This is a genomic window from Paenibacillus sp. LRG-1 (genome assembly GCF_057220305.1).
Window position 1 is genome coordinate 4,326,146 of the sequence record NZ_CM170126.1, and the last position, 17,507, is coordinate 4,343,652.

Here is a 17,507-nt window from a genome sequence, read left to right on the forward strand (position 1 = left end):
CTATCAAGTAATATACATCCTCTTTAAAAATAAATCAAGTCCCTGAGAAAAATAAAGTGCTCTTTGCAAATAAAAGCTGAGCGACTCGCACAAGAGCCGCTCAGCTTCAATTTAAATTTATTATGTTCCGTTGTGCTAAATAATCCCGTGGGACAGCATTGCGTCGGCCACACGCACAAATCCTGCGATATTGGCTCCGACAACCAGATTGCCCGGCACGCCGTATTCCTCAGCCGCCTTCACGCTGTTAGCATAGATATTTTTCATAATATCATGCAGCTTGGCATCCACTTCCTCAAAGGTCCATGACAGACGCATGCTGTTCTGCGACATCTCAAGCGCCGAGACCGCTACTCCGCCTGCATTGGCAGCTTTGGCTGGCCCAAACAGAACTCCATTGCCCAAAAATACTTCAATGGCCTGTAACGAGGATGGCATATTGGCACCTTCGCCTATAGCTTTTACGCCATTGCTTACCAGCAGCTGGGCTGCTTGCTCGTCAATTTCATTCTGTGTGGCACATGGCAGTGCGATGTCGCATGGGATCGACCAGATCCCTGAACAGCCTTCTGTATAGATTGCGCCTGGACGCTCTTGAGTATACTCACTAATCCGCAGACGATTCACTTCTTTCAGCTGCTTCACCAGCTTCAGATCGATACCGTCTGGATCATAGATGTAGCCATTCGAGTCACTACATGCCACGACTGTAGCGCCAAGCTGCTGTGCTTTTTCAATCGCATAAATGGATACGTTCCCCGAGCCCGACACGACGACGCGTTTTCCTTCAAAGGACGATCCCTGCGCCTGCAACATCTCGTTTACAAAATAAACACAGCCATAGCCAGTCGCTTCCGTACGTGTGAGACTGCCTCCGTAATGAATCCCTTTACCCGTCAGGACGCCACCTTCATGTCCTCCGCGAATCCGCTTGTATTGTCCGAACATGTAACCGATCTCGCGGCCACCTACTCCAATATCCCCAGCCGGAACGTCGGCATCTGGACCAATATATTTATACAACTCAGTCATGAAGCTTTGTGTAAAACGCATCACTTCGTTATCTGATTTCCCTTTGGGATCAAAATCCGAGCCGCCTTTACCACCACCGATGGGAAGACCCGTCAATGCATTTTTGAAAATCTGCTCAAAACCCAAAAACTTGACGATTCCCAGATATACAGACGGATGGAAGCGAAGTCCACCTTTATAAGGCCCTATCGCACTGTTAAACTGCACACGGAAGCCACGGTTGACCTGTACAACCCCCGCATCATCCACCCAAGGTACACGGAAGGTAATGACTCGCTCCGGCTCCACTAGCCGTTCCAGAAGCCCCTGCTGCATATACTTAGGGTGCTTAGCCAATACCGGAATTAGCGAATCCAATATTTCCTTGACGGCCTGATGGAATTCATTCTCATGAGGATTGCGCGCGATAACCTTCTCAAAAACGGACTGCACATATTCGGCTGCTGCTTGTTGACTCTGCTCTGGACGGATCATGGTCATTTTTTTAATACACCCCTTTTATAATTAGCCCCTCTGTTAAATGACGGAACGACGTTATTCTGCACCTTCGAGAGTGGAACTTTATGTATTCATAAAATTTAGTTAACTATACATGATTTTTTATAATAATACATCTAATTCGCCTATAAAAAATTTTTGTATCCTTCATTAAATAACTCTATGAACCTCTCATTGTCTGTTAGTTTACTAAAGCTAAATCCCTTGATTCACGGGCTTTTTTCACGATTTCTAAGGCCCTAACACCTTACCCTACATGGCATTATAATGTGAACAAATTGAAACTAAAACATACATTATGTCTGGAATATGGAAATAAGAAAAAGAGGCTGCGCGCAGGGCGTAGCCTCTTTTCCCATTCTATAAGGGTGCAACAACACACCATGACAGAAATGATCTTTTACACATAAAAGGCTTCAAGCTGACGCACAATTTCTGCCTCGTCATGCTCTACCACCTGCTGATGCTGCGATTTAGAGAACAATTGTTCAATTTGCGCTGGGAACTCCTGCTTGATGTCCACTAGACGGATGGCTTCATCAAATTTGGCCGGATGTGCTGTCGCAAAGGTCACACATACTTCGTTCGCGCCATTATACGCCTCATACGCGGCAATACCGCATGCCGTATGGGGATCGAGCAAATAATCGTATTCGGCCTTGTATTTCTTGATTAGCTCCAGACACTGCTCATTCGAAGCGCCGAGCGCTTCAAAATCCTGCTGTACCCGTTTCAAATCCTCTGCACTGATCACAATCCGTTCCTCGGTTTTGAGGTTATTCATGTATTCAGATACCTTGGCTGCATCTTCTCCAAGGAAGTAATACAGGTATCTTTCGAAATTGCTCGCCACCTGAATGTCCATCGAAGGACTGTATGTGCTTTTGAAGTCACCTGGCTTGTATTCACCTGTCTTCACGAAGCGCTCCAAAATATTATTTTCATTGGTTGCAATAATCAGCTTATGGATCGGCAGGCCCATTTTCTTCGCAAGAAAGCCGGAAAAAATATTGCCGAAGTTGCCAGATGGCACACTGATATTGATTTTTTTCGTACCCGCAGACTCATGCGCCCGGAAATAAGCATAGAAGTAATATACGGTTTGCGCCAAAATGCGCACAAAGTTAATCGAGTTAATCGCCCGCAAATGATGTTTAGCTTTGAAATCCAGATCGGCAAACAGGTCCTTAATGACTTTTTGACAATCGTCAAAGTTCCCTTTTACGGACAGATTCAATACATTTTCATCGTCAACCGTCGTCATTTGCAGCTCTTGTACCTTGCTCACCTTTTGGTGTGGATGCAAAATACAGATTTTAATGCCTTCCTTGCCACGCACGCCCTGAATCGCTGCCGCCCCAGTATCGCCCGAGGTTGCACCCAAAATGTGAATGATCTCATTCTGCTTTTTGGACACATAGGAATAAAACTCACCCATAAATTGCAGCGCCACATCCTTGAACGCAAACGTAGGTCCGTGGAACAGCTCCAAAATAGACAGAGAATCATTGATCTTCTTCACTGGCGTAACTTCTGGATGACGGAAGCTCGCATAACTGCGCTCCACCAGCTGCTCCAAATCTTCACGAGGAATCTCATCATTGATATACAGCGCAAAAACTTCCAGCAGCAGCTCTCTGTAGCTCAATGTTGCCCATTGCTCCAGCGTAGCTGCCGACACGGTCGGAATCTGCTCAGGTACCATCAGACCTCCATCGTCAGCTAACCCCATGAGCACGGTATCAATAAATCCCTTGGCTTCTACTCGACCTCTAGTGCTTATATATCTCATATACATCCCCCAATAAAAATTCAATTCGAACCTTTTTTCGAATATATTATTGTCTATAATACCCTGTCGCGGTGCTGTAACCAAGCCTTTTTTTCATATTTCAAAGACTTTCTCCTACTTTACCATACCCTGATGCATCAGGCATCTGCCATCAGTAGACAATTGGAACGTCAGGAACAGGCCGTGAGTCTGAAAAAAGAAGGCTGCTCCAGTCATTAGGAACCTGAAATCGAGAGTGCAGCCAGCTTGAGCGAAGGCGATGTGCAGCTTCCCGTAAAACGCAAATCGTTGCCAACTTCCTCTACCTGCTGCAACACATCAAAGAAGTTGCCCGATACAGTGATCTGATTGACTGCTCTGACCACTTGCCCCTGTTCAATCCAGTATCCCAGACAAGCCAACGAAAAATTACCGGACGCCGTATTCGTACCCGCATGCAGCCCCTGTAGCTCGACGATCATCAACCCACGATCCGTCTCGCGAATCATGTCCTCCAACGTAGACGTCCCTGGTTCCACATACAGATTATGATACGACACACCGATTTTACCGTTATAGCTTCCCTTGGAAGCATTAGAGGTACTTTCCACCCCAGCCTTGCGAGCCGTCTTGCGGTTATGGAAATACGTCCGTAGTTCTCCGTCCTTGATGATCTCATTACGATGCGTTGCGCTGCCTTCGGCATCAAACGTACTGCCTGCGGGAACGTTCTCCATCAGCGGATCATCAATCAGCGTGATATGTTCGCTTGCCACCTTTTGCCCCAGCTTCCCAGCCAAGCGTGAAAAGCCTTTATCCACCGACTCCGCAGAAAATACCGACGTATACGCAGCCAGCAATTGCGCGGCTGCATCATGACGAAAAATGACTGGATAGTTATCCGATTGGATCGTGTGCGCCCCCAGCTTGGAAACAGCCTCTTTTACGGCTCTATGCGCCACATCTACAATATCGATTTCCTCCACGCTCCGCAGCGAATAATCATGCCAGCCCCCGGTAACGGTCTCGTCATGGTCTGCTGCAATCACATACACATAAGCGCTCGCCAGACTTTTTCGACGATGGCAGTGCAGTCCTTTTGTATTTACTATTAGAACCTCATTTTCACGAATGCTGACCGAGCAATGCCGAGCCATCACAATCCGTGGATCTGCGGCAAGCGCTGTGCGCTCCATTTCCAGCGCCGCTTCGATCAGAATCTCAGGAGCGGTGTCGGCCAACGCTGAGGCATAGGCAGGCTGCTCAGGGTAGATCTCAGAGCCTGCGAACAGCTCATCCTGCTCTTCGCTCTCCAATATCTCCGCGTTGCTGCGTGCTTCTTCCAATAAAAAGTCGATCACGTCCGGTTCCAGCTTCTCCGTAGAGGCATAGCCCATTTTCCCGTTAATGACCCCCCGGAAGGAAAGTCCACCGTTCTCCACGATGGTATATTGGTCAATTTCTCCCTTCAGTACCTTCACCGAGGTAGAACGTCCATTTACATAGTAGATTTCCATATCCGCGTAGCCGATTTCCCGACCTTTTGTGAACAACGCTTCCTGAAATTGCTGAATATTCATCGCCTATTCCCCCTTCCGTCCGCCGACGGTCATCTCGGACACGCGAATTGTCGGCTGTCCGCAATTGACCGGAAGACTTCCGCTGACCGAGCCGCACATCCCCTGACCATGATCCAGATTGTTGCCGACCATATCAATATTTTGTAGGGTTTCAATCCCTTTGCCGATTAGCGTTGCTCCTTTGACTGGCTCGGCAATTTTGCCGTTGCGAATCATATACGCCTCTTCGACTGCAAAATTGAACTCGCTCGTCGAAGTATTCACCGAACCGCCACCTAGCGATTTGGCATAGATCCCGTACTCCGTATTTGCAATGATCTCTTCACGCGTAGAATCCCCGTTCGCAATAAACGTATTGTTCATACGGGACGCAGGTGCAAATTTATAGGACTGTCTTCGTCCCGACCCTGTCGCAGGTACACTCATCTGGCGCGAGCCCATGCGGTCGATCAGATATCCTTTTAAAATGCCGTTCTCAATCAGTACGTTGCGCTGTGTCGGCGCTCCTTCATCATCGATATTGAGCGAGCCCCACGCGTTCGGAATCGTTCCATCGTCTATAGCCGTGACAAGCGGTGAAGCCACCTGCTGTCCGATCTTATTCGCAAACACGGAGGTTCCATGAGCCACCGCCGTAGATTCCAGCCCGTGTCCACACGCCTCGTGAAAAAGAACGCCACCGAAGCCGTTCTCAATCACGACGGGCAGTCTGCCACTAGGCGCATATCCCGCTTTGACCATCGTGGTCGCAATACGAGCGGCGTGTCTCGCATTTTCTTCGATATTCAGATTCTCCAAGAATTCAGTCCCTGCATACGCTCCCGGCCCACGGAACCCGGATTGTCTATGCTCCCCATCGGTCGCAATCGCGCTTATTCTCATGCGTATATACGTACGGGTATCCTCCACCAGCAGCCCGTTGCTATTGGCGATCAGCACGTTTTGGATTGAGTTACTAATCCCAATGGAAGTCTGCGTGATGGAAGGATCATATTGGCTTGCTGCCTCATGCGCCCGTCTCATCATGTCAATCTTGGCACGTTTCTGTGAAGCGTCAGGAATGATCGCAATCGGATGTTGGTTAGGGATAGCATGAGGATGGAGTGTAAGGGTGTGTGTACCTGGCGCTCCACCTCCGCGAATGGCCTTGGCAGCCGATTTGGCCAGTCGAATCAGGCTCTGTTCGCTCATATCACTGGTGTAGGCATACACCGAGAAATGCTCCTTCATGATCCGAATACCAATCCCAAAATCCCGGCCTGACAGCGCCGTATCCACGACGCCTCCGGTCATGCCCAGTTGTCCATTGGTGCGGTCCTCGACGAACACCTCTGCAAAATCCCCGCCCGTCTCCAGCGCGGCCTGCAGCATATCCTGAATCTGTGTTGGATGTATCATCACGTTCCTCCTCGTTTTTGCCATGTTTCTTATTGTACGGTTAAGCGTTCAAGATAATATGCGGGTTCATGTTTATTTCCCATAACTTTACTATACATGATGTTGGGAGTGGGTGTAACTATCTGGGTGGCGGTGTTGGGAGGGGCGTGAAGATTTATGCGCGGGGATAGAGAGATTGAAATGAGAAAACCCGATCAGACCGAGAAGGGTCATGTCGGGTTATTGAGCAAATTGATTACTGGTTGGATTGAGCAAGTACGTGCATATGAGGCCGCTACGTAGACGGATCATTCTTCCGATCGCTGTTGCCCCCAGATTTTTGTGATTATATTTTAACGGTAAAAATCCGGGTTCAAAGGCGAACGCTCCGCTTCTTCAGAACGATTCCGTCCCCTCCGCTGCTATGCTTGGATTCGCTTCATTTTATTTGCCAAAATACTTTTTTTCAAACGAACTTTAAACAGTTCTCTTCGTAAATCCAGTTCCATGATATGAAGATGGTCTGCTGCTTCTTTGACGGTTTCCATGTGCAGTATGCTTGCCTTTTGAGAAATAATAGTTAGCGCATCCCAAATGAGCTTTGTGCATGTTTTAAGTCTCTCTATGTGTTCGTCTTCTTGCTGTACCAAACTTTCGTATTGCTCAGCCGTATTTTCAGATGGGTTTGTATGTTCGACGCTCTTAAGTATCATGGGTTGGGTATCCAAGTTATCAGCTCCTTTTTATTCAAAGTGTAGCAAAGGATGATAACGGATGTGGTACGTGGATACGTAACATTGAAATAATCATGAGTAGTGACCTGGAATAATTCAGTATGAGAGATATAAATAAAATTTTCGGAAGTGAAAAATTAATACTCGATAAATTAGTATGAAATTCATACTTTAAATTTTTTCGAATTTCTCAAATATCTCTTTTAAAATTTGATCGAGTGTATTTTCCATATTCTCGGCCCGGGAAATTATCTCTTTTAAAATATTTTTTTTGTTTTTTATGTCTTCATCATCAGAGTACATACTATAGAAATTCCCTATTGAAGCAATATAAAATTCAGGCGGTCCTTTCCAAGCTACAATAGGAACTCTTTGAACACTGTGGAACTTGTTCCTTTCAGCTAAAGCAAATTCAAACATTTTTACTAAAGTTGGATTATATAATTCCCCATTAAATTCAACGTATTCATATTCTCCACATATAGCTTTCTTAACTAAATCATCATTACTGGAAATTCGTCTAATGTTATCATATTCTTCAGGGTAAACATCTTCATAGTCCACTAATTCGCCCTCAAAATAAATAGGAATTTCACCATCTATAATATCACCATACAATTCTTTAAACCCTTTATGAAACAAATTTAAGATAAGATTTTTCGCTACATATATTGCGTCTATTTGATTAAATAATTTTATTTTATTATCAATTTCCTTTAAAAAGACTAAAATTTGCTCATCTAATCTATACTTATACTGCTTTTGTATTACTTCTTGTATAAACGTATCATTTAACTTTGAAAACAGGTCTGACCTTTTACATTTTTCTATTAACTTAATAACATCTTCTATTAATGGAATATACAAATCCTTTTTTCTAGTCATTATAGTGGATATATGAATATGATAATCAGAACGAATTCCCAAAAATTTTTCACGCAAATCATGGTTATGACTTTGATCTAATGCTCTAGTGATTTTGCTATTATTAATTAATTCAAAATCGAATTTATTGTCATTACATAAAGAAGAGCATATCTGTATTTCTTTTGCATCAGGCTCCATATTGACAAAAGCAATACAGAGAGCATTACCCATTCTGCCCTGCTCTTTAAGCTTACTTACACTAGCGTGTATATCTTTTAAAATTTTCCCCGGCTTAGAATCGGTGGTCACTTGAATATAAATTAGGACACCCTCTTTGGATTCTTTCCACATATCAGGTGTCCCTTTTCTAGTTTTAGTTGTACCTTCTACAATTCCATTATGAATAAGATCCCCCCATTCGTGATTCATACGAGGAAGAAGTTCACAGGCTAATCGCTGCAATTCCCCACCGCTTAAGGATCTTAATATATATTCCGTTTTATCCATATTCCCCACCTTATAATCAAAACTTATAGTTATTATAGAATTGAAAATATCTAAAACATATTTCAGTAAACTTTATCTTTTCTACTTCTTTGTAAAGAAAAACTAATTTCATTCTGCTCTTCCTCGCTGAATCTTAATAGTATATTTTCAACGTGTAGAATAAAGTTTTTCTTTATGTTAACTTCGATCATAAAAAATTCTTGAGCAATATGTAACACCCTTTTAAAAGTTCCAATACAAACAGCAATGAATATTATAGATGAAATCGAAATAAGTACAAAAAGTGAGACATCGCTAAATTCCCATTTTTCTATTTTTTTAAAAATAGTTATAATATATTGCAACCATATTGGCGCGAATAAGGCCAAGAAGGCGCCTGTTGCTAAAAAAGACGGGCTCTTACTTCTCTCAATTTCCTTATCTAAAAGTTTCACTAAAAGTTTAAGCTTTTCAGCAGTGTATAAATTCTTTCTTTTTAGATAATTAATCAGGATTTGCGACTGCATATTATTAAAATCTTCTGTACGCCATATACCACTTGCTGCTTCAATTTTGTAGTGATTATAAAGTATACGCTGAGCTTTCTTGTTGTTTATAAATAAAGCTATAATTGAAGAAAATAATATGGTTATAAATCCAATAAAAGTGTACAAAAGGATATAATAATTTATTAATACAGTAGGCATCACTAAAAGAGATAAATATGCAAAAAAAATTAAAAAGACTAATAATCCTGTGCTAATGGTGTAAGTAATTCGCATATATCTAAATACCAATGAATAGGTTGTAACATTATTTTTATAATAGTTTAAAAGCTCTTCTATTAACATTCATGATTTCCTGCTTTCTAGCTTTTTACGTGTACTTGTCAAGTCAAGTACACTTAAGCACCTTGAAATAATCCGTCAGAGTTATAAACGACCCACCTCTTTTAGTGTTTTGTAACTTAAAGCATTCAAAAAATACATGACAAGCAAAATCTCTCACATGGTCGACCTTTAAGTATAGCTAGCATTTTGTGGGATACCTTTAAGTCATATCCAGCTCTGGTATGGAGTCTTAAGTACAGATATAGACGATGATTTTGAATTACATTAATATAAATATTTCCTTTTCTTTTTTTACCACTTTACTCAAATTCACATCATAATGAAGCTTCTTCTTAATTATAAATCACAATAATAAGATTATCTTTAATGAGCTTAATTAAATAAGTTTCTGTACTACTGGACGAATAATTGGTACACCAGCTTCTTTTAATATTTTATAAAGTATTGTTATACCTTGTACGCTTTGCTCTTGTTCCTCTATATTTCTCCTTTTATTCAATATTTTTCTCATTTTGCTCGCAGTAAATATAACTCTCTTTTTTGCTCTTGACAGTGCAACAAAAAAGGCACGTTTATCTTCCTCTGAATTATTATTAAAATTCCAAAAAGCAGCATCTTCTAATCCAACAAATATAACTGTGTCATACTCCAGACCTTTACTTTTATGAATTGTCATCATAGGTATACTGAATTCCCCATATATATCATCTATGCACAATTTCCAATCTTTTCTTAATTGCAAGGTTATCGTTATTTTCTTTATAAGATTTTGAATTACCTCATTTAAATAATTTCCTCTACTATATTGAGGAAAACTTTTTTTAATTTTCCTCTTATTAGTAAAATCAATAATCAAAGATATTATGCACTCTATAGAAGATAAATCAATTGTATTAATTAAACAATTTGTTAATCTTTTTTTGAAATCCACAATAAATATACCTAATTCATCCTCCAAATTATATAATAATTCATACTTAGTACTCTCATCGAAACCATTTATATAAAACAGGAAATCAACTACAACTTTCCGTGATTCGGGAGCTTTATTCGTAGCCGTCAGAATTATCATATTAAGAATAAATTGCACAATATCTTCTGACAATAGTTCTTGGTATTCTTTTTCTTCCCTAGCCTGTATTCCTTGCTCTGCCAATATTCTCTTAAAGGCTTCACCATAAATATCTTCTTGTTGTTTCACAATAATACAAATATCTCTTGGTTCAATACTCTCTTCTTTAATCCATTTAACAACTTCTCCAGCTAAACAAGCTGCCTCTTCTTCAGAATTTTGAAAGGCCCATATTTCACATGTTCCATCCAATTCTCCCCATTTATCAGAAGGTTTCATCTCAATAGAATCTTGCTCTAAACTTTTAGAAATAATATTTTGAATAGTCACTAATTTCGGGGAAGATCGATGATTAAGAAATAGCTCCTTTTCCTCTGCTAGAAAATCTTTTTTAAAATCATTGAAAACACCCTTAAGTGCTCTAGCCCAAACCATAATACGTTGTTTCTCGTCGCCAACAGCAGTTAATATTGCTTTGGAACCTAGAAATGAAGTTTTCAAGAGTGAATATTGAATGTCTGTTGTATCCTGAAATTCATCCAAAAAAACGTGGCTATAGGTCAATCTTAATGCTTTGCGAATATACCGATTCTCTTTTAACAAATAGTCAGATAGTTTAGAAATCATAGGAAACGTCAGCGCACTTTCATCGTTTTCAACCTTTTTTAATAATATGTTCCACATTGCTGAACTTAATAGTTCTTGGATATTATCTTGATAATCAGAGGATTGAGATGCTAAAATTTTGTTACACAATAAATTAGATAACTCGTCATTACGTCGAATTATTAATCGCCAACTAGGATAATCAGGATAGCAAATAGGAATATATTTATCGGCAATCTCTGCTAAATCACTATTTTTCAATAGAACTTTATAATTTTTTGAAGGACGATACTTTTCGTCTAACCCTAATCTAAACTGATCCAATATACGTTTTGCAAATGTATCATATGTCATAGATTCAAACCTTCTAGAGAGTTCTTTTTCGCATCTTTTCTCCACCCTATTGGTAAGATTTTCTGCCGAATCCTTTTTAAAACTTATTGCTAATATTTTTTGGGGAGCACTACAACTACCTGTCTCAAGCAAATAGCAAGCTTTCTGAGCCAGAAGCTCCGTCTTTCCTGCCCCCGGACCCGCGATTACAATGTTGTTTGTGAGACTTTTTACAGTATCAATTGCATTTTTCTCAAGTAATATACCATCTTTCTCCTTCCAGATATCAGGATTAATTAATGACAATGTGTTCATTGATATCACCTTCTTTTTTTGACTCTATCCCTAATAATCTTTTTATAGAATTTATTAGCTCAAGAATTTGGACTGGGCATCTTTCCTTTAATTTCTCATCTCCGATTGCAGATAATGCTAAAAAATGTGTACTCGGTTTACTTCTAGACAGAAACAAAGAGCTGTAATGTATCATTAATTTTTTTTGATCTTCAGTATAAGTTCCCCCATAACCGTCGACTTTTCTTTTTAATGCTGTTTTGATTGCTTCACTAATACCTTCTTGTTCTTGTTCTTCTTGTTCTTCAAAAAGTAAAGTTTTTGATAGTGCTATATATTCTTGTGAGAATGCTTCCAGCATCACAAAGTCAATATCTAGAGGGTAAGAAAAATGAATACCATATTCTTCACCCATTAATTTTCTCCTCCATAAGTCCATGTTCTCAGCATGCGATAGATCAAATAGTGGCCACTTATGCATCTCAACTAATTCAGAATCCTTTAGAACTCCTCCATTATATTCTAAAAGTTTTTCCTTGTTTATTACATGCCCTTTATGTACCAGCAATTGGTTAATAACGTATTTAACTCTAGTCCAACCACCCAAGTTTCTTTCTCGGTCTAGATCAAGCAGTGTTATATGGGGGATATCAAGAGCATTCAATAATCTCCACATGTGATTAACATAGACTCCACCAAGCGGGACTACAGAAATAGCATTTTTCTCCTCACTCAATCCAAATACTTCTAGCATTTTAGGTATAATAATCTCTTCACTATCACCCTCACCTAAAATGACTAGTTTTGCAAAATATAATTCAGGGTAAACCTTTATTGCTTCCTTAATGTATTTGTATGCTTCATCTGACTTTTTAGGAAAATCTAATTCTTTTACTATGGTTGCCCCTTGTTTATTTGAATTACATCCCCCTATCCGTATGTGTCTTATTTCGAGTGGATCTACTTGTTTTATTATTGACTCGCTATGTGATGAAACTAATACTTGAGCGTTGTCATTGGTTGAAATTACCCTAAGGTTCTGCATTACTTTACCTAGTAAATGAGGAGCTATATGATTTTCTGGTTCTTCAACTGCTAAAATTGTAAATACCGTTGGTATCTTTTTAAAATTATATTCTGATTGTTCTTTTTTACTTTCTTTATGCTCCGCTTTAATCTCGTTCTCCATTTCTAGTAATGAAGCAACAAGAGAAAGATAAAACAGTGAACGTAGCCCATCACCAAGTTGTTCAACCGAGTAGTTGTTAGGCAACAATGTTGGTGAAAACTGAACTTCTATTCTTTTCAAAATAGATGATAGTGTCGTGCTATTAAAAGCTATTTCTGCATTCCTATACCTATCATCCCAATGATAGTTCCCCCATTCTTTGTTTAATATTCCTCTAACTTTTCTTACTCCTCCTATTTCATCAAATAGGTTCTTTTCGACTTCTTTCATTTTATGCTTTATTTGCTCATCAATATTCTTTGGCCAGTTAATATTAGTCATTAGACGATACAAAATAGTTCCTGATACATTTCTCAATTGAGTTAAAGGGTCTCTCATTGCAGGTATATAAACCAATTGAATAACTGCTCTTTCATATGCAAGCACAGGTCTTAAGTCTTCTTCTGTGATACTGTTTCCCTCGGGAACTGTTACATAGAATAGCTTTTCTTCAACAACACCCTCTGGAGTATTTGCCAAGTTCCAGATAGCAATTAGTCTAATCCTAACGTAGGGTAATGCATTAGGTTGGTCAATAACCATATGCTTAAAAAATTGAGGTATCGTATTCAAATCTTCTTCTTCATTACGTAATTCTGGAAACTCAATTTTTGCTTCTATATATAATTCAGACCCGTCTTCTAAATCTTCGGGGTTTTTACCCATAGGTAAATGGAAATCCGATCTTTCAATTGTACGATCCAGGGGTTGAACACCAAATAATTTGAGTAGTCCTTGAATTAAAGCTGTTTTCCCACAACTATTCGCTCCAATTATTGCTGTCAAATTATTAAGATTTATAACTGTTTCCTCTTTATTGAAGCTTCTAAAATTAGATATTTTCAACTGAGAAACTTGCATATATCTCTAATCTCCTCTTTGGTTTATATATTATATCTCAATTAAGTACTACTATTATTTGTTTTACGTCTTTAACGCGGTACCAGAAGAACATCTAACACATACATCCAACAACATATTTGACAGTTTGTATCATCTTTTCAATTTCTGATCTATAATTTCACTTAGCATTCTCGATGCCTTGTACAAAAAAGTTCTTATGATTCAATATATATGATTCCCGACCGATTTTCCAGGTGATGGAATAAAAAATAAGTCATTGGGTCTATAATAATCATACATAATACCCTTTTATAATATTATTTTCTTAATAATACAAAGGAACTCAGCTAAACTTTAACTACTTGAATTGCTTTAAATTGAGTATACCTTCTTGTTATATGAGAAAATAATAGATACATAATTAATATAAACATCCGCTAAAATGATGTGATTATATTCGCTTCTATGAAATTATCCTGTCTTCTCCAACCTGTGTACTTCAACGTTTTGCATCTCGATATATTACTACTACGCACTCCACATGGGTCGAGACGATGATAAAGATATACTCCCTCTATTTGTATGTTTTTTACTACTCTACACCTCTCTCCCACATCTCTTACTTTCAAAAATACATATTGAAAATCACCCAATGAATGGGTCATTCTGTAAACTAACTCTCTCTTTTAACCGATAAATACATATGCTGGGTTGTTTATTAAATACCACCTCTCGTACCCTTATAGCGTACAAACCTTGTTATACATATTTATATTGACTCACAGTTGCACTCATCTGCGGCTTCTTTAATCAGAAGCGCATTCAAGATGACGTGCTTTACTTGGAAATACCCATCGCATCTAGAAAGGAGTTATGAACTCACTTGAGCGTATTATCAGATGGAATCGGATATGAAAGCCTACGCTTTTATGGTCCCTTTCAGCCACTACACATCGAACAACTTCAAATAACACGCGTCATTAACGATCATGCCTTTTTACATATCAGTGGCATGCTCTCCGAAGAACAAGGAGCTGTATGCATCGGACAGGATATGGAGCAAGAGCCCATTGTGATCCGTCAGTTGAATGATCAGGGACAATCGCTGAGAAGGCTGTTCCATGGGATTGTTACGCATATGTCCGTACACTGCGTGCGAGGCGTGTATACGTTTGAACTAGAGGCCGCTTCCCATTCGTACCAGATGGATATTAAGCGTAAAAGGCGCTCCTATCAAGATATTCACCGCACCTATGATGATCTGGTCACTGCGCTGATTCGAAAATATCAATACGGAGATGCCATTGATACGGTAAGCAACTATGCCAAACTGGAGACATTTGTTTTACAATATGAGGAGACCGATTGGGCGTTTTTAAAACGTCTCGCTTCTCGCTTTGGTTCCGTACTTGTGCCAGAGGTAACCGCAGCCTCACCCAAGGTTTTCTTCGGGATGCCAGAAGGCAAACAGCATAAGGTGGAGCGGGATGTATTTTATCGAGTACGTAAAACGTTTCATGAGCTGGATGCGGAAAAGCCAGGCGAACGTGCTGTCTCGTATGTCACCTATATGATTGAAAATCTGCAATACTATGCGCTGGGCGACCTCATCACGTTACCCATTGGACAAGAAAAAGAACTAGTCGTGGTTCGAGCCGTGACTACACTAACGGATGGCTTACTGCGCACTCGCTATGATCTTCAAGCCGAACAGGATATCCGCTATGCCCGCTATGAAAACGATCAGGCCACCGGGATTTCGTTGACAGGAACGATACTGAAGGTACAGCAGGATTTTGTACAGCTTCAACTGGACATTGACCCGAAGCAAGATCCTTCCAAAGCCTGCTGGTTTCCAGTGGTCACCCGTTATGTCGCCGAAGAACATAGCGGCTGGTACGATATGCCTGAAGTAGGAGAACAGGTGGAATTGTATCTGCCTACCCACCGCGAACAAGATGCCTATGTAACGGATTCACTGCGACAACAACGCCACACCAATGGTCAGCCGAATGTGAAGGTATGGCAACATGTGCAAGGTAGCGGCGTAGAAATGTCTGAGCATGAACTGACCCTATCCACCTCCGGTGAATTTTCCATTACACTGCATGAAAGTAGCGGAATTACGATCGACAGTCCGGGGAATGTGCAGATTCAGGGTGGTCACGTGAAGCTCGATGCTGGCGAGGAGCTTTCACTGGAAGCTGGAACGGCGCTATATCTAAAAGGCGGAGCCAGCGGCATGGTACTAGATGGTGAGACGGATACCAAAGCTCCGGTGATATATCAGGAAGGTACGGTGAAAGCTCCTGTTTTCGTAGCCGACCTCCCTCCTGTTCCAGAACCGCCATTGATGAGCATCAAAGCGTACGAGGCGGCGCAAGCTCCATCAGCAGCTAAGACATCATCCAGCAGCACTCCTACCGCCAAAGTAACAAGTCCGGCTGCACTTCAACAGGCCAACTCTTTGTTGGGTACGGTGTCCAAGCTATTAGGCTCCATTCCAGTGATGGGAAAAGTGGCTGGCGTTGTTGCGGGAGCTTTAGGTGGACCTGCGGCGGGTGTCATTCTGAAAGCAACCGCAATGATCCCCGTTCGGAGCAAAGGAACTGCTACGATTGGAGGCGGAAAGGGGAACGGTATTCATCCGTTGAAACACTTGGCTGGTCTAGCACTCCAAGGATTGATTAAGCAGTATGAACATGATCAAGCGAGACAAGCCTACTATAGCAAGTGGATTCTTGGGAAAGTGTTTACGAGTGCACGTCATATAGCGCATTCCGGTGGCCCACTGGAACTGGTTCAAAACCTGCTGAAAGAGTCTAATGCCATGGTTCATGCGTATCAGCAGATTCCTATAGATCTGAGACAACGCTGGAGAGCCAATTATGACAGCTACATGGCAGCTGAAAAAGCCAAAGTATCCTATAATTTTGATGAGTATGATAAAGAATTTATGGGTACTATGTGGGTCCTCAGTAAAAATGGAGTTACCGATCAGAAAGCAGCCCAAGCCACTCTTGCCTATAACGAAGCTATTAAAAATGGAGAAATCAAATTACATCACGAACCAGAAAATGTGGATATTTTCGTAGAACAGATTAAAGCAGCTAAAGAAGGAAAGAACTATTGGACAGGCGAAGAAATACCAAAATGGCAGGCAAATGCTATTATTATTAGCAGTGTATTTTCTGAATTTCAGATGGTTGGAAGTTTATACGGTGCTAAATTTGGTAGGAATATAAAGATACCTTCTAAATCAATTAAAGCTCCAAAAGTTAATGTTGAAACACCGGGGACAGGAGTAATTAAAGTATCTCCGGCCGAACAAATAAAACAGCGAGTATTACAAAACATCGCTCAGAGCAAAGCTGCAAGGGAAGCATCAAAGTTTGGGGATTATTCAATTAAAGAAAAGCTTACCTTTGATGATATTAAGAAACGACAGGCGTTAGAGGGGACGGGTAACCCTAACAGAATACCTAACTCCAAAATTCCAAAACAAGTTGGTTATGGAGAAACAGATTTAAGTGCAATGACGAAAAAGTATCGAATTGAAAATCAAATATTCGATTTAAGAAATCTAGTAGTAGCGGAAATTGAAATAGACGGTGTTCGTTTTCAGAAGGTTTTTGAAAGCACAGAAAGATCAGTAGTAAAGCCGAGTGGAAAAGTAGAAGTAAAAAAGGTCCATTCTGAAAAGGTTTTGGTTGAAGAAAAAATTGCCGCTGAAAAAAACGGGCAGACGTATATAGTTCATCGAGTTTATACTGAAAGAGAACCGTGCATCCTTGGTGGTCATAATTGTAAAGAGCTACTTTCTAAGGAATTACCTGATGCTGAAGTAACTTATAGTGTTGAGTATGGGGATAAGGCTTCAAGAGATCGAGGCAATACTGGTTTAGCCCAAGAACTTGAAAAGTTAAAGGAGTGAT

11 protein-coding genes are annotated in these 17,507 nt (G+C 40.5%); 2 read left to right on the forward strand and 9 right to left on the reverse strand.

What is annotated here, in order from left to right:
• Window positions 1-135: 135 nt before the first annotated feature.
• The 4 genes from gdhA to ACUUJN_RS19135 form a co-directional block, all read right to left on the reverse strand.
• Window positions 136-1,512: an NADP-specific glutamate dehydrogenase gene (gene gdhA / locus ACUUJN_RS19120; RefSeq protein WP_028542240.1), complete on the reverse strand. Its 1,377-nt coding sequence runs from the start codon at window positions 1,510-1,512 to the stop codon at window positions 136-138.
• Window positions 1,513-1,930: 418 nt separating this feature from the next.
• On the reverse strand, window positions 1,931-3,322 hold the full coding sequence (thrC, locus tag ACUUJN_RS19125) for a threonine synthase (RefSeq protein WP_076295529.1): 1,392 nt from the start codon (window positions 3,320-3,322) through the stop codon (window positions 1,931-1,933).
• 215 nt (window positions 3,323-3,537) lie between these two features.
• Window positions 3,538-4,881 carry a TldD/PmbA family protein gene (locus ACUUJN_RS19130; protein ID WP_484668815.1) on the reverse strand — a complete coding sequence of 448 codons (1,344 nt, stop codon included), beginning with the start codon at window positions 4,879-4,881 and terminating at the stop codon, window positions 3,538-3,540.
• A gap of 3 nt (window positions 4,882-4,884) precedes the next feature.
• The gene (locus tag ACUUJN_RS19135) at window positions 4,885-6,279 is read right to left on the reverse strand and encodes a TldD/PmbA family protein (RefSeq protein ID WP_418026501.1); all 1,395 of its coding nucleotides are present in this window, start codon (window positions 6,277-6,279) and stop codon (window positions 4,885-4,887) included.
• Window positions 6,280-6,435: 156 nt separating this feature from the next.
• Here ACUUJN_RS19135 and ACUUJN_RS19140 point away from each other — a divergent pair, with 156 nt between their 5' ends.
• A complete protein-coding gene (locus tag ACUUJN_RS19140) occupies window positions 6,436-6,561 on the forward strand; it encodes a hypothetical protein (protein WP_484668816.1) in 126 nt (41 codons plus the stop codon).
• A 119-nt stretch (window positions 6,562-6,680) separates the two neighbouring features.
• On the opposite strand, the gene ACUUJN_RS19145 is transcribed toward ACUUJN_RS19140, so the two are convergent.
• The 5 genes from ACUUJN_RS19145 to ACUUJN_RS19165 form a co-directional block, all read right to left on the reverse strand.
• Window positions 6,681-6,986: a hypothetical protein gene (locus tag ACUUJN_RS19145; RefSeq protein ID WP_175405293.1), complete on the reverse strand. Its 306-nt coding sequence runs from the start codon at window positions 6,984-6,986 to the stop codon at window positions 6,681-6,683.
• A 177-nt stretch (window positions 6,987-7,163) separates the two neighbouring features.
• A complete protein-coding gene (locus ACUUJN_RS19150) occupies window positions 7,164-8,366 on the reverse strand; it encodes a hypothetical protein (RefSeq protein WP_068942111.1) in 1,203 nt (400 codons plus the stop codon).
• Window positions 8,367-8,428: 62 nt separating this feature from the next.
• Window positions 8,429-9,196: a hypothetical protein gene (locus ACUUJN_RS19155; RefSeq protein ID WP_068942109.1), complete on the reverse strand. Its 768-nt coding sequence runs from the start codon at window positions 9,194-9,196 to the stop codon at window positions 8,429-8,431.
• A gap of 376 nt (window positions 9,197-9,572) precedes the next feature.
• Window positions 9,573-11,522 carry a UvrD-helicase domain-containing protein gene (locus tag ACUUJN_RS19160; RefSeq protein WP_484668817.1) on the reverse strand — a complete coding sequence of 650 codons (1,950 nt, stop codon included), beginning with the start codon at window positions 11,520-11,522 and terminating at the stop codon, window positions 9,573-9,575.
• Window positions 11,500-13,590 (reverse strand): ATP-dependent nuclease, encoded by a 2,091-nt coding sequence (locus ACUUJN_RS19165; RefSeq protein WP_068942106.1) that lies wholly within the window; start codon window positions 13,588-13,590, stop codon window positions 11,500-11,502. Before ACUUJN_RS19165 ends, ACUUJN_RS19160 begins: the two co-directional genes overlap by 23 nt.
• A gap of 865 nt (window positions 13,591-14,455) precedes the next feature.
• Here ACUUJN_RS19165 and ACUUJN_RS19170 point away from each other — a divergent pair.
• A complete protein-coding gene (locus tag ACUUJN_RS19170; protein WP_484668818.1) occupies window positions 14,456-17,506 on the forward strand; it encodes a nucleic acid/nucleotide deaminase domain-containing protein in 3,051 nt (1,016 codons plus the stop codon).
• The last annotated feature ends 1 nt before the right edge of the window (window position 17,507 follow it).

What these genes read in the sequence shown, in the direction of transcription:
- ACUUJN_RS19155 (WP_068942109.1), bottom strand. Translation starts at nt 9,196, where the DNA reads ATGTTAATAGAAGAGCTTTTAAACTATTATAAAAATAATGTTACAACC.
- ACUUJN_RS19135 (WP_418026501.1), bottom strand. Translation starts at nt 6,279, where the DNA reads ATGATACATCCAACACAGATTCAGGATATGCTGCAGGCCGCGCTGGAG.
- ACUUJN_RS19140 (WP_484668816.1), top strand. Translation starts at nt 6,436, where the DNA reads ATGCGCGGGGATAGAGAGATTGAAATGAGAAAACCCGATCAGACCGAG.
- thrC (WP_076295529.1), bottom strand. Translation starts at nt 3,322, where the DNA reads ATGAGATATATAAGCACTAGAGGTCGAGTAGAAGCCAAGGGATTTATT.
- ACUUJN_RS19130 (WP_484668815.1), bottom strand. Translation starts at nt 4,881, where the DNA reads ATGAATATTCAGCAATTTCAGGAAGCGTTGTTCACAAAAGGTCGGGAA.
- ACUUJN_RS19150 (WP_068942111.1), bottom strand. Translation starts at nt 8,366, where the DNA reads ATGGATAAAACGGAATATATATTAAGATCCTTAAGCGGTGGGGAATTG.
- gdhA (WP_028542240.1), bottom strand. Translation starts at nt 1,512, where the DNA reads ATGACCATGATCCGTCCAGAGCAGAGTCAACAAGCAGCAGCCGAATAT.
- ACUUJN_RS19165 (WP_068942106.1), bottom strand. Translation starts at nt 13,590, where the DNA reads ATGCAAGTTTCTCAGTTGAAAATATCTAATTTTAGAAGCTTCAATAAA.
- ACUUJN_RS19160 (WP_484668817.1), bottom strand. Translation starts at nt 11,522, where the DNA reads ATGAACACATTGTCATTAATTAATCCTGATATCTGGAAGGAGAAAGAT.